Source organism: Bacillus sp. FSL H8-0492 (genome assembly GCF_038006145.1).
GTDB classification, from domain to species: domain Bacteria; phylum Bacillota; class Bacilli; order Bacillales; family Bacillaceae_G; genus Bacillus_A; species Bacillus_A mycoides.
The window spans coordinates 90,001-113,839 of record NZ_JBBOUP010000001.1; the positions used below are offsets into that span (position 1 = coordinate 90,001).

The window sequence follows — 23,839 nt, forward strand, 5'->3', positions numbered from 1 at the left end:
TCTCTCTTGAATGTATCCTGAGTACGGCGGAACACGTGAAATTCCGTCGGAATCTGGGAGGACCATCTCCCAAGGCTAAATACTCCCTAGTGATCGATAGTGAACCAGTACCGTGAGGGAAAGGTGAAAAGCACCCCGGAAGGGGAGTGAAAGAGATCCTGAAACCGTGTGCCTACAAATAGTCAGAGCCCGTTAATGGGTGATGGCGTGCCTTTTGTAGAATGAACCGGCGAGTTACGATCCCGTGCGAGGTTAAGCTGAAGAGGCGGAGCCGCAGCGAAAGCGAGTCTGAATAGGGCGTTTAGTACGTGGTCGTAGACCCGAAACCAGGTGATCTACCCATGTCCAGGGTGAAGTTCAGGTAACACTGAATGGAGGCCCGAACCCACGCACGTTGAAAAGTGCGGGGATGAGGTGTGGGTAGCGGAGAAATTCCAATCGAACCTGGAGATAGCTGGTTCTCCCCGAAATAGCTTTAGGGCTAGCCTTAAGTGTAAGAGTCTTGGAGGTAGAGCACTGATTGAACTAGGGGTCCTCATCGGATTACCGAATTCAGTCAAACTCCGAATGCCAATGACTTATCCTTAGGAGTCAGACTGCGAGTGATAAGATCCGTAGTCAAGAGGGAAACAGCCCAGATCGCCAGCTAAGGTCCCAAAGTGTGTATTAAGTGGAAAAGGATGTGGAGTTGCTTAGACAACTAGGATGTTGGCTCAGAAGCAGCCACCATTTAAAGAGTGCGTAATAGCTCACTAGTCGAGTGACTCTGCGCCGAAAATGTACCGGGGCTAAATACACCACCGAAGCTGCGAATTGATACCAATGGTATCAGTGGTAGGGGAGCGTTCTAAGTGCAGTGAAGTCAGACCGGAAGGACTGGTGGAGCGCTTAGAAGTGAGAATGCCGGTATGAGTAGCGAAAGACGGGTGAGAATCCCGTCCACCGAATGCCTAAGGTTTCCTGAGGAAGGCTCGTCCGCTCAGGGTTAGTCAGGACCTAAGCCGAGGCCGACAGGCGTAGGCGATGGACAACAGGTTGATATTCCTGTACCACCTCTTTATCGTTTGAGCAATGGAGGGACGCAGAAGGATAGAAGAAGCGTGCGATTGGTTGTGCACGTCCAAGCAGTTAGGCTGATAAGTAGGCAAATCCGCTTATCGTGAAGGCTGAGCTGTGATGGGGAAGCTCCTTATGGAGCGAAGTCTTTGATTCCCCGCTGCCAAGAAAAGCTTCTAGCGAGATAAAAGGTGCCTGTACCGCAAACCGACACAGGTAGGCGAGGAGAGAATCCTAAGGTGTGCGAGAGAACTCTGGTTAAGGAACTCGGCAAAATGACCCCGTAACTTCGGGAGAAGGGGTGCTTTCTTAACGGAAAGCCGCAGTGAATAGGCCCAAGCGACTGTTTAGCAAAAACACAGGTCTCTGCGAAGCCGTAAGGCGAAGTATAGGGGCTGACACCTGCCCGGTGCTGGAAGGTTAAGGAGAGGGGTTAGCGTAAGCGAAGCTCTGAACTGAAGCCCCAGTAAACGGCGGCCGTAACTATAACGGTCCTAAGGTAGCGAAATTCCTTGTCGGGTAAGTTCCGACCCGCACGAAAGGTGTAACGATTTGGGCACTGTCTCAACCAGAGACTCGGTGAAATTATAGTACCTGTGAAGATGCAGGTTACCCGCGACAGGACGGAAAGACCCCGTGGAGCTTTACTGTAGCCTGATATTGAATTTTGGTACAGTTTGTACAGGATAGGCGGGAGCCATTGAAACCGGAGCGCTAGCTTCGGTGGAGGCGCTGGTGGGATACCGCCCTGACTGTATTGAAATTCTAACCTACGGGTCTTATCGACCCGGGAGACAGTGTCAGGTGGGCAGTTTGACTGGGGCGGTCGCCTCCTAAAGTGTAACGGAGGCGCCCAAAGGTTCCCTCAGAATGGTTGGAAATCATTCGTAGAGTGCAAAGGCATAAGGGAGCTTGACTGCGAGACCTACAAGTCGAGCAGGGACGAAAGTCGGGCTTAGTGATCCGGTGGTTCCGCATGGAAGGGCCATCGCTCAACGGATAAAAGCTACCCCGGGGATAACAGGCTTATCTCCCCCAAGAGTCCACATCGACGGGGAGGTTTGGCACCTCGATGTCGGCTCATCGCATCCTGGGGCTGTAGTCGGTCCCAAGGGTTGGGCTGTTCGCCCATTAAAGCGGTACGCGAGCTGGGTTCAGAACGTCGTGAGACAGTTCGGTCCCTATCCGTCGTGGGCGCAGGAAATTTGAGAGGAGCTGTCCTTAGTACGAGAGGACCGGGATGGACGCACCGCTGGTGTACCAGTTGTTCTGCCAAGGGCATAGCTGGGTAGCTATGTGCGGAAGGGATAAGTGCTGAAAGCATCTAAGCATGAAGCCCCCCTCAAGATGAGATTTCCCATAGCGTAAGCTAGTAAGATCCCTGAAAGATGATCAGGTTGATAGGTTCGAGGTGGAAGCATGGTGACATGTGGAGCTGACGAATACTAATAGATCGAGGACTTAACCATATAATATGAAGCTAATGTTATCTAGTTTTGAAGGAATATACCTTCATCAGTTTGGTGATGATGGCAGAGAGGTCACACCCGTTCCCATACCGAACACGGAAGTTAAGCTCTCTAGCGCCGATGGTAGTTGGGACCTTGTCCCTGTGAGAGTAGGACGTCGCCAAGCAAAATAAAAACACAAGTCTTTTGACTTGTGTTTTTTCGTGTTTCTTTTTACAATTCATAGTAATTTAAAAAATCTTTACTTAAAGAATCGTCCTTTTGATTAAAGACAGGGAAATGTGGCTAGGATAGTGAATAAGCAAAAGAGTTGCAAATTTTTTTAATACGTATATAATTAAAGTCAAAGATAGTCAAAGTCAATAAAGGTGGCGGATAAATGAGAAATATATCTGATATCATTGAGAAATATCTAAAGCAAGTTATTGACTTAAGCAATAATAATGCGATTGAAATCAAGAGGAATGAGGTCGCTGATCGATTCGATTGTGTGCCGTCTCAAATCAACTATGTAATCAATACCCGTTTTACGTTAGAAAGAGGATTCGTAGTAGAAAGTAAACGAGGTGGAGGAGGTTACATTCGCATTATAAAAGTCAAACTGCATGATGATATAGACATTATTGATCAAATGCTTCATATGATTGATCATAGCGTTGCACAAGGAAATGCAGAAAGCATGATTATACGTTTAATAGAAGAGGGTATTATAACAAATCGTGAAGCTAAACTTATGTTAAGCGTACTAGATCGTTCTGTATTATTAATGGATGTTCCTTCTCGAGATGAACTTAGGGCTCGAATATTATGCGCAATGTTAAGAACACTGAAATATAAATAAATATAACTTTTGTTAAGAATGATAGCTAAGATAATGCAGTTTAATATTGTAGGGATTTTGAAAGATGACATGTGCTTTTACTAAATGGATTAAGGAAAGAGAACAATCTAGTAATGTATGAAAAGTATCATGAGATAGATCGTTCCTGTTGTAAAGGTGGGGGATAGCGATGACTTGTCAAAACTGTAATATAAGACCAGCAACTTTACATTATACAAAAGTAATCAACGGAAAAAAGGCGGAAGTTCATCTTTGCGAGCAATGTGCAGAACAAAGTGGCTATACGTCTTTCTTTCAATCACCGCAGTCTAATTTTTCATTCCATGACCTATTAGCCGGATTATTGCATAGTGAACCGGCAATGTTTGAAGAAGGGCAAGATGCATTTTCAAATACAAATATATCAAGATGTCCGAATTGTAAGATGACATATGAACAATTTACAAAAGTGGGACGCTTTGGATGTGCTTCTTGTTACGATACATTTAAGGGGCATTTAAAACCGTTGTTAAAACGTCTTCACGGTGGGCATACGGATCATTGTGGAAAAATTCCTGAACGTATAGAAGGAAATATCTACTTAAAGAAAGAATTAGATGAACTAAAACTCAATCTGAAACAATATGTACAGAAAGAGGAATTTGAGAAAGCGGCTGAAGTACGAGATAAAATTCGAGGTCTTGTAAATCAGCTTAGTGAGCATAGAGAGGGGGAATAGTTCTATGTCACTGGACAGAATCATGAATGAAGCGATTAGTCCATGGATGAAGGGAGATGGCCCTGATTCTGATATTGTTTTAAGTAGTCGAATTCGTTTGGCTCGTAATTTTAAAAAATATCAATTCTCTACTATGCAAAACGAGGAAGAAGCTAAGCAGATTCATGAGTTATTTAAGAAGAAGTTTATAAAAAAAACTGTAGAACCTTTTGGGGAGTTTGAACTATTAAAAATGAATGAATTAAATCCTCTTCAAAGGAGAGTTTTAGTGGAGAAGCATTTAATTAGTCCAAATCTTGCAGGAACAGAATACGGAGCATGCCTACTATCAGAAAGTGAACATATAAGTATCATGCTTAATGAAGAGGATCATGTTAGGATTCAGTGCCTATTTTCAGGTTTACAGTTATCAGAGGCGCTTCAAAGTGCCAATCAAATAGATAATTGGATCGAGGAGCAGGTTGAATATGCTTTTGATGAATCGCTTGGATATATTACGAGTTGCCCCACTAACGTCGGTACAGGATTAAGGGCTTCGGTAATGATTCATTTGCCGGGACTGGTTTTAACGAAAAGAATTAACCGTATTATACAAGTAATTCAAAAATTAGGGTTAGTAGTAAGAGGAATATACGGTGAAGGTAGCGAAGCGTTAGGTAATATATTTCAAGTGTCAAATCAAATGACACTAGGGAAATCAGAAGAAGATATTATTGCAGATTTAAAGAGTGTCATTCAACAAATCATCCATCAAGAAAAAACGGCTAGAGAATTAATTGTACAAAATTCAAGCATTGAGCTTGAAGATAAAGTATATCGTTCTTACGGAATACTAGCTAACAGTCGTTTAATTCAATCTGCAGAAGCAGCCACTTGCTTATCAGATGTACGGCTTGGTATTGACTTAGGATATATACAAGGTATATCGAGAAATATTTTAACTGAGTTAATGGTTCTTACTCAGCCAGGCATTTTGCAACAATATGCAGGAGGACCTTTAGGACCAGAAGAAAGAGATTATCGAAGAGCAACCTTAATCCGTGAGCGATTACGAATTGAACAAAATTAAGCGCAAGTAGGAGGCGATTTCTATGATGTTTGGAAGATTTACAGAACGAGCACAGAAAGTATTAGCTTTATCTCAAGAGGAAGCAATTCGCATTGGGCATAATAATATTGGAACAGAACATATTTTACTTGGGCTTGTACGCGAAGGTGAAGGAATTGCAGCAAAAGCGTTAATTGCTCTTGGATTAAGTCCAGAGAAAGTTCAAAAAGAGGTAGAAGCATTAATTGGACGTGGAACAGAAGCTTCTCAAACAGTACATTACACACCTCGTGCTAAAAAAGTTATTGAGTTGTCTATGGACGAAGCTCGTAAGCTAGGCCATTCCTACGTTGGAACAGAACATATTTTACTTGGTTTAATCCGTGAAGGTGAAGGTGTAGCAGCACGCGTTTTAAATAATTTAGGTGTAAGCCTAAATAAAGCAAGACAACAAGTGTTACAACTCCTTGGAAGTAATGAAGCTAGTTCAGGTCACCAGGGTGGTTCATCAACAAATGCGAATACACCTACACTTGACAGTCTAGCACGTGATTTAACAGTTGTTGCACGTGAAAATCGTTTAGATCCTGTTATTGGACGTAGTAAAGAAATTCAACGTGTAATTGAAGTGTTAAGCCGTAGAACAAAAAACAATCCAGTATTAATTGGAGAACCTGGTGTAGGTAAGACAGCAATTGCGGAAGGATTAGCACAGCAAATTGTAAATAATGAAGTTCCTGAAACTTTAAGAGATAAGCGTGTTATGACATTAGATATGGGTACAGTTGTTGCTGGAACAAAATATCGTGGTGAATTTGAGGATCGTTTAAAGAAAGTGATGGATGAGATTCGCCAAGCTGGTAACATCATTCTATTTATTGATGAGCTTCATACGTTAATTGGTGCAGGCGGGGCGGAAGGTGCAATTGATGCATCGAATATTTTAAAACCATCTTTAGCACGTGGTGAATTACAATGTATTGGTGCAACAACTTTAGACGAATATCGTAAATATATTGAAAAGGATGCGGCATTAGAAAGACGTTTCCAACCAATTCATGTTGATGAACCAAACTTAGAAGAATCAGTTCAAATTTTAAAAGGTTTACGTGACCGTTATGAGGCGCATCACCGCGTATCTATTACAGATGATGCAATCGATGCAGCTGTAAAACTTTCAGATCGTTACATTACAGACCGTTTTTTACCTGATAAAGCAATCGATTTAATTGATGAGGCTGCATCAAAAGTGCGCTTACGTTCTTATACAACACCGCCAAACTTAAAAGAGCTTGAAGTGAAGCTTGAGGAAATTAGAAAAGAAAAAGATGCAGCTGTACAAAGCCAAGAATTTGAAAAAGCTGCTTCCTTACGTGATATGGAACAACGTTTACGTGAAAAGTTAGAAGATACAAAGCGTCAGTGGAAAGAGAAACAAGGACAAGAAAACTCAGAAGTAACAGTAGAAGATATTGCAAATGTCGTTTCCACATGGACACGTATTCCAGTTTCTAAACTTGCACAAACAGAGACAGATAAATTATTAAACTTGGAATCAATTTTACATGATCGTTTAATTGGGCAGGATGAAGCAGTTGTAGCTGTGGCAAAAGCTGTTCGTCGTGCGAGAGCGGGATTAAAAGATCCGAAACGTCCAATTGGCTCATTTATTTTCCTAGGACCTACTGGTGTAGGTAAAACAGAACTAGCAAGGGCATTAGCAGAATCTATGTTCGGTGATGAGGATGCAATGATCCGCATCGATATGTCTGAGTACATGGAAAAGCATTCTACTTCTCGTTTAGTTGGATCTCCTCCAGGATATGTTGGATATGAAGAAGGTGGACAATTAACAGAGAAAGTTCGTCGTAAGCCATATTCAGTTGTCTTATTAGATGAAGTAGAGAAAGCTCATCCTGATGTGTTTAATATTTTACTACAAGTATTAGAAGATGGCCGTTTAACAGATTCTAAAGGACGTACAGTTGATTTCCGTAATACAATTGTTATTATGACGTCTAATGTTGGTGCAGACGCATTAAAACGTAATAAACATCTTGGATTTAACGTACAAGATGAGAGCCGCGATTATTCAGATATGAAAGGTAAAGTAATGGATGAATTGAAAAAAGCATTTCGTCCAGAATTCTTAAACCGTATTGATGAAATTATCGTGTTCCATATGCTTGAGAAAAAACATATTCAAGAAATTGTAACTCTTATGGTGAATCAGTTAGTGAAACGCTTAAAAGAACAAGAGATTGAATTGCACTTAACAGAAGGAGCAATTTCAGCAATTGCTGATAAAGGATTTGATCGAGAGTACGGTGCTCGTCCGCTTCGTAGAGCAATTCAAAAACATGTAGAAGATAGACTATCAGAAGAACTGTTAAAAGGTGCTATTGAGAAAGGACAAAAAGTTATCTTTGATATAGAAGGAGAATCATTTGTCATTCATAGTGCGGAAAAGGTAAAATAAGTATAGACAAACAAAGAGGGCTACGCGATAGCCCTCTTTCTTGTACGAGAAGGATAAACGTTTGTAGATGAAAGTGAAGTGAACTATAAAAGATATGGCTAAAAAGAAAACAAAATTTACATGTCAAGAATGTGGTTATCAGTCGCCAAAATATATGGGGAAATGTCCTGGATGTGGTCAATGGAATACGCTTGTTGAAGAGATGGAACCAGTTGTATCATCAAGACGCCTTAATTATGCCAATGCAATTCAATCAGAAGTAACAAAACCAAGACGCTTAACAGAGGTAGAAACAAAGTCTGAGGCGCGTATTGAAACGAAATTTCAAGAGTTTAACCGTGTACTTGGTGGCGGGATTGTAGATGGATCTTTAGTACTTATTGGTGGAGACCCTGGGATTGGGAAATCAACATTGTTATTACAAATTTCATCGCAATTAGCAGATTCTTCATATGATGTACTATACATATCAGGTGAGGAGTCAGCAAAGCAGATCAAACTGCGTGCAGATCGTTTGCATGTAAAGGGTAGTAATCTATTTGTTGTAGCAGAGACTGATTTACAGAGAATTGCAGCGCACATTGAAGAGATGAATCCAGCTTTTGTTGTTATTGACTCCATTCAGACGATACATTTACCTGAAGTGACGTCAGCCCCAGGGAGTGTAACACAAGTACGTGAATGTACAGCGGAATTAATGAAACTTGCAAAGACGAAAGGGATTCCTATTTTTATCGTCGGACATGTGACAAAAGAAGGTGCAATTGCAGGACCACGTATGCTAGAACATATGGTTGATGCAGTTCTTTACTTTGAAGGAGATCGTCACCATACATATCGTATTTTGCGAGCTGTGAAGAACCGTTTTGGTTCCACAAATGAAATGGGTATCTTTGAAATGAAGGAACTAGGTCTTGCAGAAGTACTAAATCCTTCTGAAATTTTCCTTGAGGAACGTCCAGTTGGAGTTGCAGGATCCACAGTGGTTGCTTCCATGGAAGGAACAAGACCGGTTTTAGTAGAAATACAAGCATTAATCTCCCCTACTAGTTTTGGAAATCCTCGAAGAATGGCGACGGGAATTGATCATAACCGCGTTTCACTTATTATGGCAGTGCTAGAAAAAAGAACAGGTTTATTGTTGCAAAATCAAGACGCATATTTAAAAGTTGCGGGTGGCTTGAAATTAGATGAACCAGCAATCGATTTAGCTGTCGCCTTAAGTATTGCTTCAAGCTTCAGAGATAAAGCTACTGCACCAGCCGATGCGGTAATAGGAGAAGTAGGCCTAACTGGAGAAATAAGAAGAGTATCAAGAATTGAACAACGTGTACAAGAAGCAGCGAAATTAGGATTTCAACGTGCTATTATTCCTAGAAAAAATTTGGGAGGATGGACAATTCCAGATGGGATTGAGGTAGTAGGTGTTTCTAATTTAGGAGAAGCGCTTCGTTTGACATTAGGAGGCTAGGCTATGGAGGAAAACAAGCAACGTGTCAAAAGTATGATTAATATTCTACAGCTTGTTGCCCCAGGAACACCACTACGCGAAGGGATAGATAACGTACTTCGTGCGCAAACTGGAGGGCTAATTGTTCTTGGGTATAATGAGCAGATTAAAAGTATTGTTGATGGAGGATTTCACATTAATTGTGCATTCTCACCGGCTAGTTTATATGAATTAGCAAAAATGGATGGGGCACTTATTTTAAATGAAACTGGGAGCAAAATTTTAATTGCAAATGCACAATTAGTTCCAGATCCATCCATTGATTCTATTGAAACAGGTATGCGTCACCGAACGGCAGAGCGTGTAGCAAAGCAGACGGCTAGCCTTGTTGTGGCTATTTCACAAAGACGTAACGTAATTACACTATATCAAGGGAACTTACGTTATACACTAAAAGATATAGGTGTAATTTTAACAAAGGCAAACCAAGCTATTCAAACGTTAGAAAAATATAAAGCTGTATGGAATGATGGGATTACGAATTTGGGCATTCTAGAATTTGAAGAGGTCGTTACAATGTCCGAGGTAGTCCACGTTTTACATAGTGTTGAAATGGTACTGCGTATTAAAAATGAAATAGTGAGCTACATTCATGAGTTAGGAACGGAAGGAAGGTTAATTCGTTTACAACTTACAGAATTACTAGCCGACTTAGAAGCAGAGGCAGCGTTATTAATTAAGGATTATTATCAAGAAAAAACGCAGGATCACCATCAAATTTTGAAAAAGTTACAAGATCTTGCAAATACACAGCTTTTAGAGGATAGCGATTTAGTTAAATTGCTCGGCTATCCAGGGCAAATGAGCTTAGAAGAAAGCGTGACACCGAGGGGATACCGAATCGCAAGCAAAATTTCTCGTGTTCCACCACTTATCATTGAAAATTTAATTAATCGATTTAAAACATTGCAAGGTGTTTGTCGTGCAACTATTAATGAATTGGATGATGTGGAAGGAATTGGGGAAGTTAGGGCGAAGAAAATACGAGAGGGCCTAAAAAGAATTCAAGAGCATCTCTATATGAGTAGACACAATTAAGAATATTACATTGATTCCATAATATAACGACACTAGAACATTTTTGTTATATGATATGGTATATTGGTAAATAAAACTATTTACAAAAAAACACGTCCGCTTTTGCATTCGGCGTTTTGATTAGCAAAACAATGGTTAATAATGAGTAGGAGGTGGTTGGATGTTAAAAAGGATCGTACAGCTCTTCTTTTTAGTGATTGGGGGAGCGTTAGGGATTTTTCTAATCCCAAAAGTTATTAATGTATTGGACGTTGGTGCTGTTCCTTTGCTTGAGGGATCGTACGTTCGTGCAATTATTGGTGCAATTATTTTATTTTTAACAACATTTTGGCTTGTGGATTATATTGTTCAACTTATTAAACATATCGAAGAAGCCCTTGTAAAGGCACCGGTAGCGGATGTTTTATTTGGTACATTAGGGTTGATCTCTGGTCTTATTGTTGCATATTTAATTTTGATACCAATTCGTGAATTCACGATTCCAGTCATTAGTACAGTATTACAAGTGTTCTTTACTCTTTTACTTGGTTATTTAGGATTCCAAGTAGGATTTAAAAAGAGAAATGAATTGCTAGGATTATTTACATTACCCCAGCGTGGAGGTAAGAAGAAAAACAATAGCGAGAACGAAGAGGTAGAGGTAGAAAAATCTACAACTCATTGGAAAATTCTCGATACAAGTGTAATTATTGATGGACGTATTGCGGATATTTGCCAAACGAAGTTTTTAGAAGGAACAATTGTGATTCCACAATTCGTATTAGAAGAGCTTCAGCATATTGCCGATTCTTCTGATGCTTTAAAGCGTAATCGTGGTCGCAGAGGATTAGACATTTTAAATCGTATTCAAAAAGAGCTACCAATTCCGGTGGAAATTTATGAAGGCGATTTTGAGGATATCCAAGAGGTGGATAGCAAGCTTGTAAAGTTAGCTAAAATCACTGGTGGAACTGTTGTAACAAATGATTTCAACTTAAACAAAGTTTCTGAATTACAAGGAGTAACAGTATTAAACATTAACGATTTAGCAAATGCAATTAAACCAGTCGTACTCCCTGGCGAAGAATTAAGTGTTTATGTTGTGAAAGATGGTAAAGAACAAAATCAAGGTGTGGCATATTTAGATGATGGCACGATGATTGTAGTAGAAGACGGTAGAGAATATGTCGGTTCGCAACTTAATGTACTAGTTACAAGTGTGTTGCAAACATCGGCTGGTCGTATGATTTTCGCAAAACGTAAATTATTAGAAAAAGCATTATAAGTAGAGGATTATTAATATGTATACGTTAATTATTCCAGCAGCGGGTCAAGGGAAACGGATGGGTGCTGGCAAAAACAAGTTGTTCTTACTTATAAATGGAGTACCTATCATTGTGCATACATTACGTGCTTTTGAAAAAGATAAAGCATGTAAACGTATTATCATGGCAATTAACGAAGAGGAACGCCCTTATTTTGAGGAGTTAATGCAGAAGTACCCGGTTGAAAAGCAGGTGCAATTTATTCAAGGCGGGGCCGAAAGACAAGATAGTGTGTATAATGCGCTTCAGTATGTGATTGGTGTTGAATATGTTCTCGTACACGATGGTGCGCGCCCGTTCGTAACGAATAAGATGATGCAAGATGTATTAACTGCAGCAGAGAAATATGGTGCTTCCATTTGTGCGGTGCCAGTGAAGGATACCATTAAGAAAGTAGAACAGGGTGTTGTTGTTGAAACGGTAGAACGTTCTCAGCTTAAAGCGGTTCAAACACCGCAAGGATTTTCTGTTCCTCTTTTATTAGAAGCTCATAGAAGTGCAAAGCAAAGTTGTTTTCTTGGTACAGATGACGCAAGTCTCGTAGAACGTGTAGGGAAGAAAGTAGGCGTAGTAGAGGGGAGTTACTATAATATTAAAGTAACGACTCCAGAGGATTTACTAATTGCTGAAAGTTTCCTTCATGTTCAGAAGAAATAGAAGTGATGGTATTATAGTAAAGAAAAGCTCGGCAGTTGCCGGGCTTTTCTTTATAGAGATAGCAATATAATATAGAATTCATAAAGTAGTTTAGATTGAGGAGGATGTAAAGAATGTTTCGAATTGGACAAGGTTTTGATGTACATGAATTTGCGGAAGGTAGACCGTTAATTATCGGTGGAATTACAATTCCTCATGAAAAAGGATTAATCGGTCACTCGGATGCAGATGTATTGTTACATACGATTGCTGACGCATGTCTAGGAGCAATTGCAGCAGGAGATATTGGAAAACATTTTCCCGATACAGATCCTGCCTTTAAAGATGCGGATTCAGCTGTATTGTTACAAAAGGTTTGGGAATTTGTGCGTGAACAAGGTTATGAGCTAGGGAACCTAGATTGTACAATTATTGCCCAAAAGCCAAAAATGGCACCGCATATTGAAAGCATGCGTAAACGCATTAGTGAACTATTAGAAACGTCTATTGATAATATTAATGTAAAGGCAACAACAACAGAAAAATTAGGATTTACAGGTAGAGAAGAAGGGATTGCTTCTCAAGCGGTTGTTTTATTACAGAAAAAATAGTGGTTTTTAATTCGTAAGATGGATAATCACGTTTTTTTGGTGTACAATTATAGAATGTGTTGACATTAAGATTGGAAGGTGTACCAACTATGGAAAAGCAAGTGAGAGTGCGCTATGCGCCAAGTCCAACAGGACACTTACATATCGGAAATGCGCGTACGGCATTATTTAATTATTTATTTGCTCGTCATCAAGATGGTAAGTTTATTATTCGTATTGAAGATACTGATGTGAAACGTAATGTTGCTGGTGGAGAAGAAAGCCAATTAAAATACTTGAAATGGCTCGGTATGGACTGGGATGAAGGTGTTGATGTTGGTGGTGAATTTGGACCATATCGTCAAACAGAGCGTTTAGATATTTATAAAAAATTATATAAAGATTTATTAGAGCGTGATTTAGCTTACAAATGTTATATGACAGAAGAAGAGCTAGAAGCAGAGCGTGAAGGTCAAATCGCTCGTGGTGAAACACCGCGTTATGCAGGAAACCACCGTGATTTAACTGAGGAGCAAATTAAAGGATTTGAGGCTGAAGGCCGTATTCCAAGTATTCGCTTCCGTGTGCCGGCTGATAGCGACTACACGTTTAAAGATCTCGTAAAAGATGAAGTTGCATTCCATTCAAATGATTTTGGTGATTTCGTTATCGTGAAAAAAGATGGAATTCCAACTTATAACTTTGCGGTAGCGGTAGATGATCACTTAATGGAGATTACACACGTACTTCGTGGTGATGATCATATTTCAAACACGCCAAAACAAATGATGATTTATGAAGCTTTCGGTTGGGATATCCCGAAGTTCGGTCATATGACTTTAATTGTAAACGAAAGCCGTAAAAAGCTAAGTAAGCGTGACGAATCTATTATTCAATTTATTGAGCAATATAAAGAGCTTGGATATCTTCCAGAAGCAATTTTTAACTTTATTGCATTACTAGGTTGGTCACCAGTAGGTGAAGAAGAAGTCTTCTCTCAAGATGAGTTTATCAAAATGTTTGATGCAGCTCGTTTATCAAAATCACCTGCATTATTTGATTCCCAAAAACTAAAATGGATGAACAACCAATATATGAAAAAACAAGATTTAGATACGGTTGTTGAACTAAGCTTACCGCATTTAGTGAAGGCGGGTCGCGTAGGTGAAAACTTAAGCGAACAAGAACAAGCGTGGGTTCGTGATGTAATTGCTTTATATCATGACCAAATGAGCTTTGGAGCTGAAATTGTAGAGCTTTCTGAAATGTTCTTTAAAGATCATGTTGATCATGAAGAAGAGGGACAAGAAGTATTGAAAGGTGAACAAGTACCTGAAGTACTTCGTGCATTTGCCGATCAATTAGAAGCTTTAGAAGCAATGGAGCCAGCGGCAGTTAAGGCGGCTATTAAAGCAGTTCAAAAAGAAACAGGACATAAAGGTAAAAACCTATTTATGCCAATCCGTGTTGCTACTACTGGACAAACACATGGTCCAGAGCTTCCTAACGCTATTGCTCTTCTTGGAAAAGAAAAAGTTTTAAATCGTATTCAAAAAGTAATTGGTTAACATTTTCTAGGTTTAGCAATATAATAAGTATATCTAAAATCTAATAAGGAAAAGCGACGAGAAGGAGAAGTAAAAAATCAGGCTTTTTACAGAGAGAACCACCCTTAGGCTGGAAGTGGTTTATAAGCGGATTTTTGAAATGCCCCTTCGAGTCTTCTGTTGAACAGCGAAGTATTTCGCGGAACGTCTTAGGGCGCAAAGTAAACAGAAGCGGTGTAAACCGTTATCATGGATGAGTTTGAGGCTTCTTTAGCCTAAACAGAGTGGAACCGCGCTTAAAAGGCGTCTCTGTCTATATGACAGAGGCGTCTTTTTTTTATACCATGTAAATGGTGTGAGTATAAGTTTTATCCCCTTGTATAAAGATTTAGGGGGAAGTGGGGAGTTAGTTCACTCGAAAAAAGCAGCCCATAAAGGGGAGGGAACATCGATGTTTAAGAGGATTCGGGAAGATATTGAAGTCGTTTTTGAACAGGATCCAGCGGCAAGAAGTTATTTCGAAGTCATTTTAACTTACTCTGGATTACATGCAGTTTGGGCCCATCGAATTGCACATGCTTTTTATAAAAGGAATTTTTTCTTTATGGCACGTTGGATTTCGCAAGTTAGCCGTTTTTTTACTGGCATTGAGATTCATCCAGGAGCAACTATTGGTCGTCGTTTTTTCATTGATCATGGAATGGGGGTTGTAATTGGAGAAACGTGTGAAATTGGCGAAAACGTAACAATTTATCAAGGTGTCACATTAGGTGGTACAGGTAAAGAAAAAGGAAAGAGGCACCCTACAATTCAGGATAATGTATTAATTGCAACAGGTGCTAAAGTACTAGGTTCTATTACTATTGGAGAGAATTCTAAAATTGGAGCAGGATCTGTCGTGTTAAAGGAAGTTCCTGCGCATTCTACAGTTGTAGGTATACCTGGCCGAGTCGTTATTCAAAATGGAGTAAAGATTGGTCAAGAATTAAATCATTCTGATCTTCCGGATCCGATTTTTGATAAATTAAAGGTTATGGAAGTAGAACTTGATAAATTGAGAAAGCAACTTGAAGTAAAGGTAGGAAGGAAGGATAAAAATGACTATTCACATTTATAATACGTTAACGCGTCAAAAAGAAGAGTTTATGCCATTAGAAGAAAATAAGGTAAAGATGTATGTGTGCGGACCTACAGTGTATAACTACATTCACATTGGGAATGCAAGACCACCTATGGTGTTTGATACAGTACGCCGTTACTTAGAATATAAAGGATATGATGTGCAGTATGTATCTAACTTTACTGACGTGGATGATAAATTAATTAAGGCGGCAAACGAATTAGGTGAAGATGTGCCAACAATTGCAGATCGTTTTGTTGAAGCTTACTTTGAAGATGTAACGGCACTAGGTTGCAAACATGCAACGGTTCATCCACGTGTAACGGAAAATATGGATATCATTATTGAATTTATTCAAGAACTTGTGAATAAAGGGTATGCATATGAATCAGAAGGTGATGTGTACTTTAAAACGAAAGAATTCGAAGGTTACGGTAAATTATCACATCAACCGATTGCAGACTTACGTCACGGTGCACGTATTGAAGTAGGAGAAAAGAAACAAGACCCTCTTGATTTTGCTTTATGGAAAGCTGCGAAAGAAGGAGAAATCTTCTGGGAAAGCCCTTGGGGGAAAGGACGCCCAGGGTGGCATATTGAATGCTCAGCAATGGCGCGTAAATATTTAGGGGATACAATTGATATTCATGCTGGTGGTCAAGATTTAGCATTTCCTCATCATGAAAATGAAATTGCGCAGTCTGAGGCGTTGACTGGAAAAACATTTGCACGTTATTGGATGCATAACGGATATATTAATATTAATAACGAGAAGATGTCTAAGTCGCTTGGAAACTTCATTTTAGTTCACGATATCATTAAACAATATGATCCACAGTTAATCAGGTTCTTTATGCTATCGGTACATTACCGTCACCCAATTAACTTTAGCGAGGATTTATTGCAAAGTACTAATAATGGACTAGAAAGAATTAAAACAGCTTACGGTAACTTAAAGCATCGTATGGAAAGTAGTACGGATTTAACGGACCATAATGAAAAATGGTTAGCTGAAATGGAAAAGTTCCAGGTTGCATTCGAAGAAGCGATGGATGATGATTTCAATACGGCTAATGCGATTACTGAATTATATAACGTAGCAAATCACGCAAATCAATATTTGTTAGAAGAACATACTTCTAAAGTTGTAATTGAAGCGTATGTAAAACAACTTGAAACATTATTTAGTATTTTAGGATTAGAATTAGCACAAGAAGAGTTGCTTGATGAAGAAATTGAAGCACTAATCCAAAAGCGTATTGAAGCTCGTCAAAATCGTGACTTCGCACTATCTGATCAAATTCGCGATGATTTAAAAGGACGTAATATTATTTTAGAAGATACCGCTCAAGGTACAAGATGGAAAAGAGGATAAGAATGATTGATGCAAAGCAATTGAACAGCTTAGCTTTAGCATATATGGGTGATGCGGTATATGAGCAATATATCCGCTATCACCTCCTTCAAAAGGGGACAGTTCGCCCTAATCAATTACATCGCTTAGGGACGGGCTTTGTTTCGGCAAAAGCACAGGCGAAAGTTGTTTATCATTTATTAGAAACGGCATTTTTGACAGAAGAGGAAGAGGCGGTATTAAGAAGAGGGCGTAATGCGAATTCGGGTACTGTTCCAAAAAATACAGATGTACAAACATATCGACATAGTACAGCCTTTGAAGCGCTAATCGGTTATCATCACTTGTTGAATAATCGTGAAAGATTGGACGAGATTGTATATAAGGCGATTGACGTTTTGGAAGAAAAGGAAGGGAGCACATCATCATGAGTAGTGAATATATTATCGGACGTAACCCTGTAATTGAAGCTTTAAGAGCGGGGAGAGATATTAATAAAATTTTGGTAGCGGAAGGTGCTGCCAAAGGACAAGTGCAAATTGTACTAGCATTAGCAAAAGAGAATAAGGTTATTTTGCAACACGCACCAAAGAAAAAATTAGATCAATTGGTTGAGGGTAATCATCAAGGTGTAATTGCTCAAGTAGCTGCATATCAATATGCTGAGTTAGAGGATTTGTTTAAATTAGCAGAAAAACGCAATGAAGATCCGTTCTTCTTAATTTTAGATGAAATTGAAGACCCGCATAACTTAGGCTCTATTATGCGTACTGCGGATGCAACAGGGGCTCATGGGGTTATTATTCCAAAAAGAAGAGCGGTGGGGCTTACAGCGTCAGTTGCGAAAGCGTCGACTGGGGCAATTGAATATATTCCTGTTGCACGTGTAACAAATTTATCGCGTACAATTGATGAATTAAAAGAACGTGGACTTTGGATTGCTGGTACAGATGCCAAAGGGAAAACAGATTACCGTAATTTAGATGGTAATATGCCAATCGGACTAGTAATTGGTAGTGAAGGAAAAGGTATGAGTCGTATTATTGGTGAAAAGTGTGATTTCCTAATTACTTTACCGATGGTCGGTAAAGTTACATCCTTAAATGCTTCAGTAGCCGCAAGTTTGTTAATGTATGAGGTATATCGTAAACGTCACGAAATTGGTAAATAAAAAATGAACGATATTTTAATCGTTGACGGTTACAACATTATCGGGGCTTGGGGAGACTTGAAGAAACTGCGGGATGTAGATTTACAGTCATCAAGAGACGCACTTATTGATAAGATGGCGAATTATCAAGGGTATACAGGCACAAAGGTAATGATTGTCTTTGATGCCTATACAGTCTATGGTATTGAAAAAAAGATGAAACAATCACGGGTGGAAGTAATATTCACGAGAAAAAATCAAACTGCAGATGAAAAGATAGAACAACTTGCGATTGAGCTTAGAAATATAAATACACAAATATACGTTGCAACTTCGGATTATACGGAGCAGTGGATTATATTTGCGCAAGGTGCACTTCGAAAATCTGCGCGTGAATTAGAGTTAGAAGTGCAAGCGATGGAACAACAAGTAAGAAGGTGTACAAAAGACACGAAAGAAAAGCAACCCGCCATGCGAAAGATATTTAGTGAAGATATTACAGAAAAATTAGAAAAATTAAGAAGAGGAGAGCGTTGAAGCATTGACGCTCTTTATCTTTTTACTGTATAATATTGCTAAATATATAGCGGTCGGAGGGATCAGGGTGGAAGCAGGCTTCGTAAGTGTAGGCGACGTTACATTTCGTGATTTAGAGGATGAGGCAATCGTTGAGTTAGTTCGAAAAGGTAATACTGACGCTCTAGAATATTTAATTCACAAATATAAGAACTTTGTTCGCGCGAAATCAAGATCTTATTTCTTAGTGGGTGCCGATCGAGAAGATATTGTTCAAGAAGGCATGATTGGATTGTTTAAAGCTATTCGTGATTATAAAGGGGACAAGCTGTCTTCGTTCAAAGCATTTGCTGAACTGTGTATCACTCGACAAATTATTACCGCTATTAAAACAGCAACAAGGCAAAAACATATTCCGTTAAATTCGTATGTGTCTTTAGATAAGCCAATTTACGATGAGGAATCTGATCGAACATTATTAGATGTTATTTCGGAATCGAAAGTAACTGATCCAGAAGAGATGATTATAAGTCAGGAAGAATATACAGACATAGAATCTAAAATATCTGAATTATTAAGCGATTTAGAAAGAAAAGTGCTCTCTTTATACTTAGATGGTCGTTCCTATCAAGAAATTTCAGAACAGTTAAACAGGCACGTGAAATCTATTGATAACGCATTGCAGCGTGTAAAAAGGAAATTAGAAAGATATATGGAGATGAGAGAGAGCACAACTTTAAATTCATAGCAAGTGACGCAGGTGTAAAATAATTCACCTGTTTTCTTTTTGTTAAGAGAGTGAAAGTCATGACATTGACATTGTCTTTTGTTGTATGATACATTTTTAGGGACAATGTTACAAGGTTGGTGTAACTAATGAGGAAAAAAGTTGTACTCTCATGTGAAGAGTGTAAAAATCGAAACTACTCTACGATGAAAGATACGAGCTCAGTAGAGCGACTTGAGATAAAGAAGTTTTGTAAAACATGCAATAAGCATACAGTTCACAAAGAAACAAAATAAATAATTGAAATAATAAACTGGAGGTCCCGTAGATGCGTTTAACGAACTTTTTCGGCGATGTAGGTCGCGAAATGAAAAAAGTAAGTTGGCCTAAAAAAGATGAATTACTCCGATCAACAACGACTGTTATCGCGACAGTTGTGTTCTTTGCGATTTTCTTCGCAGTGGTTGATATGGGCATTTCTTCTTTAATTCGGTTAATTCTTGGTTAATTCTTGGTTAATTCTTGAATAAGAAGCACTTATCCATGATATAATGTTATTTATAAGAACTGTGTAAAAGCCCGGTGAACGGGTTTTTTCATTTGCGCAAAAAAATGTACGTCAGGGAGGGAAGGACGCTCGTCCTAAATGAATGGAAAAAAGTTGGTATGTTGTCCATACTTATTCTGGATATGAAAATAAAGTAAAAGCAAACCTAGAGAAACGTGTAGAATCAATGGGTATGCAAGATAAAATTTTCCGTGTTGTTGTCCCGGAAGAAGTAGAAGTAGAAATGAAAAATGGTAAAGAAAAAATAACGAAAAGAAAAGTGTTCCCAGGTTACGTATTAGTAGAACTAATCATGACTGATGATTCTTGGTATGTTGTTCGTAATACGCCAGGTGTAACAGGCTTTGTCGGTTCTTCTGGTTCAGGATCTAAACCATCGCCTCTATTAGAAGAGGAAGTTGTTACCATCATGAAGCATATGGGAATGGACAATGAAGTGGTTGATTTCGAATTTGAACTTCATGAAACAGTGCGTGTAAATGAGGGGCCATTCGCGGATTATACAGGTGCGATTGAAGAAATTGATGTGGAAAAGAAAAAAGTTAGCGTGCTTGTAGACATGTTCGGTCGCGAGACTCCGGTTGAACTTGATTTCCATCAAATTGAAAAATTATAAAATGAAACTTGAAATGAATTGTAAAAAGTGATAATATCTTTTAAGTCAGTACGTCTTCGGTAACGGAGACGTTTTTTGAAAAAGATTTTATCATTATGATAAAATATGAAGTGGGAGGGCAAATCACTGCCCAATTGACCACATCACGGACTTAAGGAGGTGTGTCTCGTGGCTAAAAAGGTAATTAAAATGGTAAAACTTCAGATTCCTGCAGGTAAAGCTAATCCAGCTCCGCCGGTTGGTCCAGCATTAGGACAAGCAGGTGTTAACATCATGGGCTTCTGTAAAGAGTTTAACGCTCGTACAGCTGATCAAGCTGGTCTTATCATCCCTGTTGAAATTACGGTATTTGAGGACCGTTCATTCACTTTCATTACTAAAACTCCTCCTGCTGCTGTTCTTCTTAAGAAAGTAGCTGGTATTGAGTCTGGTTCTGGTGAACCAAATCGTAATAAAGTGGCAACTGTTAAGCGTGATAAAGTACGCGAAATCGCTGAAACTAAAATGCCTGACCTAAACGCTGCTAGCGTAGAAGCTGCAATGCGTATGGTTGAAGGTACTGCGCGCAGTATGGGCATCGTTATCGAAGACTAATTCGATTTGTTTTTTGTAAAAAAGGTTGCGGGTCTGGAATTCCAATTCGCAACCTTTATTATCGTAAATGATCATCATTTTTAAATAAATGGATGGGCGCACATCCTCGGGGGTTCCCGGAATGAAGGCGTAAACGTGGGAGGTTATTCCGCTAAAACCACATTCAAGGAGGAAACAAACATGGCTAAAAGAGGTAAAAAGTACGTTGAAGCTGCGAAGCTTGTTGATCGTGCATCTGCTTACTCTGCAACAGAAGCAGTAGAATTAGTAAAGAAAACAAACACAGCTAAATTTGATGCAACTGTAGAAGCTGCATTCCGTTTAGGTGTTGACCCTAAGAAAGCTGACCAACAAATTCGTGGTGCAGTTGTTCTTCCACACGGTACTGGTAAAGTACAACGTGTATTAGTATTCGCTAAAGGCGAAAAAGCAAAAGAAGCTGAAGCTGCTGGCGCTGAATTCGTAGGCGATGCTGATTACATCGGTAAAATCCAAAAAGGTTGGTTTGATTTCGATGTAGTAGTAGCAACTCCTGACATGATGGGTGAAGTTGGTAAACTTGGTCGTGTATTAGGACCTAAAGGTTTAATGCCAAACCCTAAAACTGGAACAGTTACTTTCGATGTAACTAAAGCTGTTAACGAAATCAAAGCTGGTAAAGTTGAATACCGCGTTGATAAAGCTGGTAACATCCACGTTCCAATCGGTAAAGTATCTTTCGAAGATGCTAAATTAGTAGAAAACTTCAAAACAATTGCTGACACGCTACAAAAAGCTAAGCCAGCTGCTGCAAAAGGTACTTACATGAAGAACGCAACTGTTGCTTCTACAATGGGACCTGGCGTACGCGTAGACGTTTCTACACTTGCGTAAAAATTGGAAGTTGACTTCATAAAGAAGTTTTAATATAATCATTTATGTTGTGAATTTTAATAGTGTACCGTAGACAGTAGGAGTCGATTCGACTTAATTTCCTACCTAGGTGTTAATATACGAAGCGGAATCTTTTTTCTGTGACTATATGCCTCCATGTCTACAAGTTGGGCATGGAGGTTTTTAGTGCACTTTCGGTACATCTTCTATATAATCTACAGGAGGTGTAATAACATGAGCAAAGTAATCGAAACTAAACAACAAGTTGTAACTGAAATCGCTGAAAAACTTCGCGCGAGTAAATCTACAATTGTTGTTGACTACCGTGGTTTAACAGTTTCTGAAGCAACAGAATTACGTAAAAACTTACGTGAAGCTGGCGTTGAGTTCAAAGTTTACAAAAACTCTTTAACTCGTCGTGCTGCAGAGTCTGCTGAAATGGCTGAGTTAAACGAATTCTTAACAGGACCAAACGCAATCGCGTTCAGTAACGAGGATGTAGTTGCTCCTGCGAAAGTATTAAACGACTTCGCTAAAAATCATGAAGCTTTAGAAATTAAAGCGGGCGTAATCGAAGGTAAACTTGTAACACTTGATGAGGTTAAAGCTATCGCTACTCTTCCATCACGTGAAGGCTTACTTTCTATGCTTCTTAGCGTTCTTCAAGCTCCAATCCGTAACCTTGCACTTGCTACTAAAGCAGTTGCAGATCAAAAGGAAGAGCAAGGCGCTTAATTTTTTAAAAGATAATTACTTGTTATCTATAAAACAATACAAACCTATTTAAGGGAGGATATTTACAATGACTAAAGAACAAATCATTGAAGCAGTTAAATCTATGACTGTATTAGAACTTAACGACTTAGTAAAAGCTATCGAGGAAGAATTCGGCGTAACTGCTGCTGCTCCTGTAGCTGTAGCTGGTGGCGCTGGTGAAGCTGCTGCTGAGCAAACTGAATTTGACGTAGTACTTGCAAGTGCTGGCGCTCAAAAAATCAAAGTTATCAAAGCTGTACGTGAAATCACTGGTCTTGGCTTAAAAGAAGCTAAAGAATTAGTTGACAACACTCCAAAAGCAATCAAAGAAGGCGTTACTAAAGAGGAAGCTGAAGAAATGAAAGCTAAACTTGAAGAAGTTGGCGCTGCTGTAGAAGTTAAGTAATTAACTTTTGGTGCTTTAAAAAAAGCTCGCTCTTATGCGAGCTTTTTTTTTAACTGTAAAGAAAAGAGGTGGCCATATGGCAGACCATTATTTTTCTAACGACCCTTCTAGTAAAAGTGATCGTAAACGATGGGAAGTTACACTTCGTGAATCTCGATTTACTTTTTTATCTGACCATGGGGTGTTCTCGAAAAACGAAGTGGACTTTGGTTCTCGTCTTTTAATTGAAGCGTTTCAAATGCCAGATGTTAAAGGTAATGTGTTAGACGTAGGATGTGGGTACGGTCCAATCGGTTTGTCGTTAGCGAAAGAGTTTCAAAATCGTGAAATTCACATGGTGGATGTGAATGAAAGGGCCTTGGGACTTGCAAAAGAAAATGCCGCTAATAACAGAATTGAAAATATACGTATTTTGCAAAGTAGTGTCTATGAAAATGTAGATGGCAAGTATGCTGTTATTCTATCTAATCCTCCAATTCGTGCTGGTAAAGATATCGTGCATGAGATTTTAGAAAAGGCTGTGGAGTATTTAGTTTCAGGTGGAGAATTGTGGATTGTTATTCAAAAGAAACAAGGTGCGCCATCTGCGATGAAAAAACTAGAAGAAGTATTTTCTGAAGTTGAAGTTGTAGAAAAGAAAAAAGGATATTATATCATAAAATCAAAAAAGCGTTGACGGTTATTTTTGGCTATGTTAACATTATACAATGCCAATATATGATTTTCTGCGTTGAGAAAGATGTATATTTTTGCTTCTCTTGGAAAAGATAGTAAAATCAGCAGATTATGAAACAGAATGATGGTTTTCTTATAGAAGCCATTTTTCTTTTTTGAGCAGGTAGAAAGACTCAACGTATCTATCTTTAAGAGAAAAAAACTACGCTAATAGCAGTAGTTGTATTTATTTGTGATTTTGCACAAAT

24 protein-coding genes, 2 rRNA genes and 2 other annotated features (1 of these 28 cut by a window edge) are annotated in these 23,839 nt (G+C 39.0%); all 26 genes read left to right on the forward strand.

All coding sequences use genetic code 11. From position 1 onward, the window contains the following. Positions 1 to 2,525 (forward strand): 23S ribosomal RNA (locus MHH66_RS00500); it begins 397 nt to the left of the window's first position. Positions 2,526 to 2,575: 50 nt separating this feature from the next. Continuing rightward, positions 2,576 to 2,691: ribosomal RNA gene (gene rrf, locus MHH66_RS00505) — 5S ribosomal RNA — on the forward strand. 213 nt (positions 2,692 to 2,904) lie between these two features. Next, the gene (ctsR, locus tag MHH66_RS00510) at positions 2,905 to 3,366 is read left to right on the forward strand and encodes a transcriptional regulator CtsR (RefSeq protein ID WP_002029353.1); all 462 of its coding nucleotides are present in this window, start codon (positions 2,905 to 2,907) and stop codon (positions 3,364 to 3,366) included. Positions 3,367 to 3,535: 169 nt separating this feature from the next. Next, positions 3,536 to 4,084 (forward strand): UvrB/UvrC motif-containing protein, encoded by a 549-nt coding sequence (locus tag MHH66_RS00515; protein ID WP_002009823.1) that lies wholly within the window; start codon positions 3,536 to 3,538, stop codon positions 4,082 to 4,084. 4 nt (positions 4,085 to 4,088) lie between these two features. Beyond that, positions 4,089 to 5,153, forward strand: coding sequence for a protein arginine kinase (locus MHH66_RS00520; RefSeq protein WP_002167152.1), 1,065 nt, complete (start codon positions 4,089 to 4,091; stop codon positions 5,151 to 5,153). 22 nt (positions 5,154 to 5,175) lie between these two features. Further along, complete coding sequence (clpC, locus tag MHH66_RS00525) at positions 5,176 to 7,611, forward strand: ATP-dependent protease ATP-binding subunit ClpC (protein ID WP_002009819.1); 2,436 nt, start codon at positions 5,176 to 5,178, stop codon at positions 7,609 to 7,611. A 94-nt stretch (positions 7,612 to 7,705) separates the two neighbouring features. Continuing rightward, positions 7,706 to 9,082, forward strand: coding sequence for a DNA repair protein RadA (gene radA / locus MHH66_RS00530; RefSeq protein WP_002009817.1), 1,377 nt, complete (start codon positions 7,706 to 7,708; stop codon positions 9,080 to 9,082). 3 nt (positions 9,083 to 9,085) lie between these two features. Beyond that, the gene (gene disA, locus MHH66_RS00535; protein ID WP_000392162.1) at positions 9,086 to 10,159 is read left to right on the forward strand and encodes a DNA integrity scanning diadenylate cyclase DisA; all 1,074 of its coding nucleotides are present in this window, start codon (positions 9,086 to 9,088) and stop codon (positions 10,157 to 10,159) included. 160 nt (positions 10,160 to 10,319) lie between these two features. Next, positions 10,320 to 11,423, forward strand: coding sequence for a PIN/TRAM domain-containing protein (locus MHH66_RS00540; RefSeq protein WP_002063406.1), 1,104 nt, complete (start codon positions 10,320 to 10,322; stop codon positions 11,421 to 11,423). Between the two features lie 16 nt (positions 11,424 to 11,439). Further along, positions 11,440 to 12,120 carry a 2-C-methyl-D-erythritol 4-phosphate cytidylyltransferase gene (gene ispD, locus MHH66_RS00545; protein ID WP_063218467.1) on the forward strand — a complete coding sequence of 227 codons (681 nt, stop codon included), beginning with the start codon at positions 11,440 to 11,442 and terminating at the stop codon, positions 12,118 to 12,120. A 113-nt stretch (positions 12,121 to 12,233) separates the two neighbouring features. Then, positions 12,234 to 12,710 (forward strand): 2-C-methyl-D-erythritol 2,4-cyclodiphosphate synthase, encoded by a 477-nt coding sequence (gene ispF, locus MHH66_RS00550; protein ID WP_000488386.1) that lies wholly within the window; start codon positions 12,234 to 12,236, stop codon positions 12,708 to 12,710. 89 nt (positions 12,711 to 12,799) lie between these two features. Then, positions 12,800 to 14,257 carry a glutamate--tRNA ligase gene (gltX, locus tag MHH66_RS00555; RefSeq protein ID WP_002091496.1) on the forward strand — a complete coding sequence of 486 codons (1,458 nt, stop codon included), beginning with the start codon at positions 12,800 to 12,802 and terminating at the stop codon, positions 14,255 to 14,257. Between the two features lie 47 nt (positions 14,258 to 14,304). Next, positions 14,305 to 14,550 (forward strand) — a binding site (T-box leader). 137 nt (positions 14,551 to 14,687) lie between these two features. Next, positions 14,688 to 15,353: a serine O-acetyltransferase gene (gene cysE, locus MHH66_RS00560; protein ID WP_078185654.1), complete on the forward strand. Its 666-nt coding sequence runs from the start codon at positions 14,688 to 14,690 to the stop codon at positions 15,351 to 15,353. Continuing rightward, positions 15,334 to 16,731, forward strand: a complete 1,398-nt coding sequence (gene cysS / locus MHH66_RS00565) for a cysteine--tRNA ligase (protein WP_002091500.1) — start codon at positions 15,334 to 15,336, stop codon at positions 16,729 to 16,731. The genes cysE and cysS overlap by 20 nt, the downstream gene beginning before the upstream one ends. 2 nt (positions 16,732 to 16,733) lie before the next feature. Next, positions 16,734 to 17,141: a Mini-ribonuclease 3 gene (locus MHH66_RS00570; protein ID WP_002009804.1), complete on the forward strand. Its 408-nt coding sequence runs from the start codon at positions 16,734 to 16,736 to the stop codon at positions 17,139 to 17,141. Next, complete coding sequence (gene rlmB, locus MHH66_RS00575) at positions 17,138 to 17,881, forward strand: 23S rRNA (guanosine(2251)-2'-O)-methyltransferase RlmB (protein WP_002091503.1); 744 nt, start codon at positions 17,138 to 17,140, stop codon at positions 17,879 to 17,881. The genes MHH66_RS00570 and rlmB overlap by 4 nt, the downstream gene beginning before the upstream one ends. Before the next feature lie 3 nt (positions 17,882 to 17,884). Continuing rightward, positions 17,885 to 18,397 carry an NYN domain-containing protein gene (locus MHH66_RS00580; RefSeq protein WP_063218466.1) on the forward strand — a complete coding sequence of 171 codons (513 nt, stop codon included), beginning with the start codon at positions 17,885 to 17,887 and terminating at the stop codon, positions 18,395 to 18,397. A gap of 67 nt (positions 18,398 to 18,464) precedes the next feature. Beyond that, positions 18,465 to 19,124, forward strand: a complete 660-nt coding sequence (locus MHH66_RS00585) for an RNA polymerase sporulation sigma factor SigH (RefSeq protein ID WP_002009799.1) — start codon at positions 18,465 to 18,467, stop codon at positions 19,122 to 19,124. A 128-nt stretch (positions 19,125 to 19,252) separates the two neighbouring features. Next, positions 19,253 to 19,399, forward strand: coding sequence for a 50S ribosomal protein L33 (gene rpmG, locus MHH66_RS00590; protein ID WP_012260172.1), 147 nt, complete (start codon positions 19,253 to 19,255; stop codon positions 19,397 to 19,399). 32 nt (positions 19,400 to 19,431) lie between these two features. Further along, entirely contained in the window at positions 19,432 to 19,611 is a 180-nt protein-coding gene (gene secE / locus MHH66_RS00595; protein ID WP_002009797.1) for a preprotein translocase subunit SecE, read from the forward strand. Positions 19,612 to 19,753: 142 nt separating this feature from the next. After that, a complete protein-coding gene (gene nusG, locus MHH66_RS00600; RefSeq protein WP_002009795.1) occupies positions 19,754 to 20,287 on the forward strand; it encodes a transcription termination/antitermination protein NusG in 534 nt (177 codons plus the stop codon). 168 nt (positions 20,288 to 20,455) lie between these two features. Continuing rightward, positions 20,456 to 20,881, forward strand: a complete 426-nt coding sequence (gene rplK, locus MHH66_RS00605) for a 50S ribosomal protein L11 (protein WP_001085872.1) — start codon at positions 20,456 to 20,458, stop codon at positions 20,879 to 20,881. 180 nt (positions 20,882 to 21,061) lie between these two features. Then, positions 21,062 to 21,754 carry a 50S ribosomal protein L1 gene (gene rplA, locus MHH66_RS00610; protein WP_002009792.1) on the forward strand — a complete coding sequence of 231 codons (693 nt, stop codon included), beginning with the start codon at positions 21,062 to 21,064 and terminating at the stop codon, positions 21,752 to 21,754. Positions 21,755 to 21,803: 49 nt separating this feature from the next. Beyond that, positions 21,804 to 21,949, forward strand: a sequence feature (ribosomal protein L10 leader region). 39 nt (positions 21,950 to 21,988) lie between these two features. Beyond that, positions 21,989 to 22,489 (forward strand): 50S ribosomal protein L10, encoded by a 501-nt coding sequence (gene rplJ / locus MHH66_RS00615; protein ID WP_002009790.1) that lies wholly within the window; start codon positions 21,989 to 21,991, stop codon positions 22,487 to 22,489. Between the two features lie 67 nt (positions 22,490 to 22,556). Beyond that, positions 22,557 to 22,916 carry a 50S ribosomal protein L7/L12 gene (gene rplL / locus MHH66_RS00620; protein WP_002009788.1) on the forward strand — a complete coding sequence of 120 codons (360 nt, stop codon included), beginning with the start codon at positions 22,557 to 22,559 and terminating at the stop codon, positions 22,914 to 22,916. 76 nt (positions 22,917 to 22,992) lie between these two features. Continuing rightward, complete coding sequence (locus MHH66_RS00625) at positions 22,993 to 23,592, forward strand: class I SAM-dependent methyltransferase (protein ID WP_002124684.1); 600 nt, start codon at positions 22,993 to 22,995, stop codon at positions 23,590 to 23,592. Positions 23,593 to 23,839 lie beyond the last annotated feature (247 nt).

Coding starts and splice junctions, on each gene's coding strand:
- ctsR (WP_002029353.1), top strand. CDS start 2,905: ATGAGAAATATATCTGATATCATTGAGAAATATCTAAAGCAAGTTATT.
- MHH66_RS00515 (WP_002009823.1), top strand. CDS start 3,536: ATGACTTGTCAAAACTGTAATATAAGACCAGCAACTTTACATTATACA.
- MHH66_RS00520 (WP_002167152.1), top strand. CDS start 4,089: ATGTCACTGGACAGAATCATGAATGAAGCGATTAGTCCATGGATGAAG.
- clpC (WP_002009819.1), top strand. CDS start 5,176: ATGATGTTTGGAAGATTTACAGAACGAGCACAGAAAGTATTAGCTTTA.
- radA (WP_002009817.1), top strand. CDS start 7,706: ATGGCTAAAAAGAAAACAAAATTTACATGTCAAGAATGTGGTTATCAG.
- disA (WP_000392162.1), top strand. CDS start 9,086: ATGGAGGAAAACAAGCAACGTGTCAAAAGTATGATTAATATTCTACAG.
- MHH66_RS00540 (WP_002063406.1), top strand. CDS start 10,320: ATGTTAAAAAGGATCGTACAGCTCTTCTTTTTAGTGATTGGGGGAGCG.
- ispD (WP_063218467.1), top strand. CDS start 11,440: ATGTATACGTTAATTATTCCAGCAGCGGGTCAAGGGAAACGGATGGGT.
- ispF (WP_000488386.1), top strand. CDS start 12,234: ATGTTTCGAATTGGACAAGGTTTTGATGTACATGAATTTGCGGAAGGT.
- gltX (WP_002091496.1), top strand. CDS start 12,800: ATGGAAAAGCAAGTGAGAGTGCGCTATGCGCCAAGTCCAACAGGACAC.
- cysE (WP_078185654.1), top strand. CDS start 14,688: ATGTTTAAGAGGATTCGGGAAGATATTGAAGTCGTTTTTGAACAGGAT.
- cysS (WP_002091500.1), top strand. CDS start 15,334: ATGACTATTCACATTTATAATACGTTAACGCGTCAAAAAGAAGAGTTT.
- MHH66_RS00570 (WP_002009804.1), top strand. CDS start 16,734: ATGATTGATGCAAAGCAATTGAACAGCTTAGCTTTAGCATATATGGGT.
- rlmB (WP_002091503.1), top strand. CDS start 17,138: ATGAGTAGTGAATATATTATCGGACGTAACCCTGTAATTGAAGCTTTA.
- MHH66_RS00580 (WP_063218466.1), top strand. CDS start 17,885: ATGAACGATATTTTAATCGTTGACGGTTACAACATTATCGGGGCTTGG.
- rpmG (WP_012260172.1), top strand. CDS start 19,253: ATGAGGAAAAAAGTTGTACTCTCATGTGAAGAGTGTAAAAATCGAAAC.
- secE (WP_002009797.1), top strand. CDS start 19,432: ATGCGTTTAACGAACTTTTTCGGCGATGTAGGTCGCGAAATGAAAAAA.
- nusG (WP_002009795.1), top strand. CDS start 19,754: ATGGAAAAAAGTTGGTATGTTGTCCATACTTATTCTGGATATGAAAAT.
- rplA (WP_002009792.1), top strand. CDS start 21,062: ATGGCTAAAAGAGGTAAAAAGTACGTTGAAGCTGCGAAGCTTGTTGAT.
- rplJ (WP_002009790.1), top strand. CDS start 21,989: ATGAGCAAAGTAATCGAAACTAAACAACAAGTTGTAACTGAAATCGCT.
- rplL (WP_002009788.1), top strand. CDS start 22,557: ATGACTAAAGAACAAATCATTGAAGCAGTTAAATCTATGACTGTATTA.
- MHH66_RS00625 (WP_002124684.1), top strand. CDS start 22,993: ATGGCAGACCATTATTTTTCTAACGACCCTTCTAGTAAAAGTGATCGT.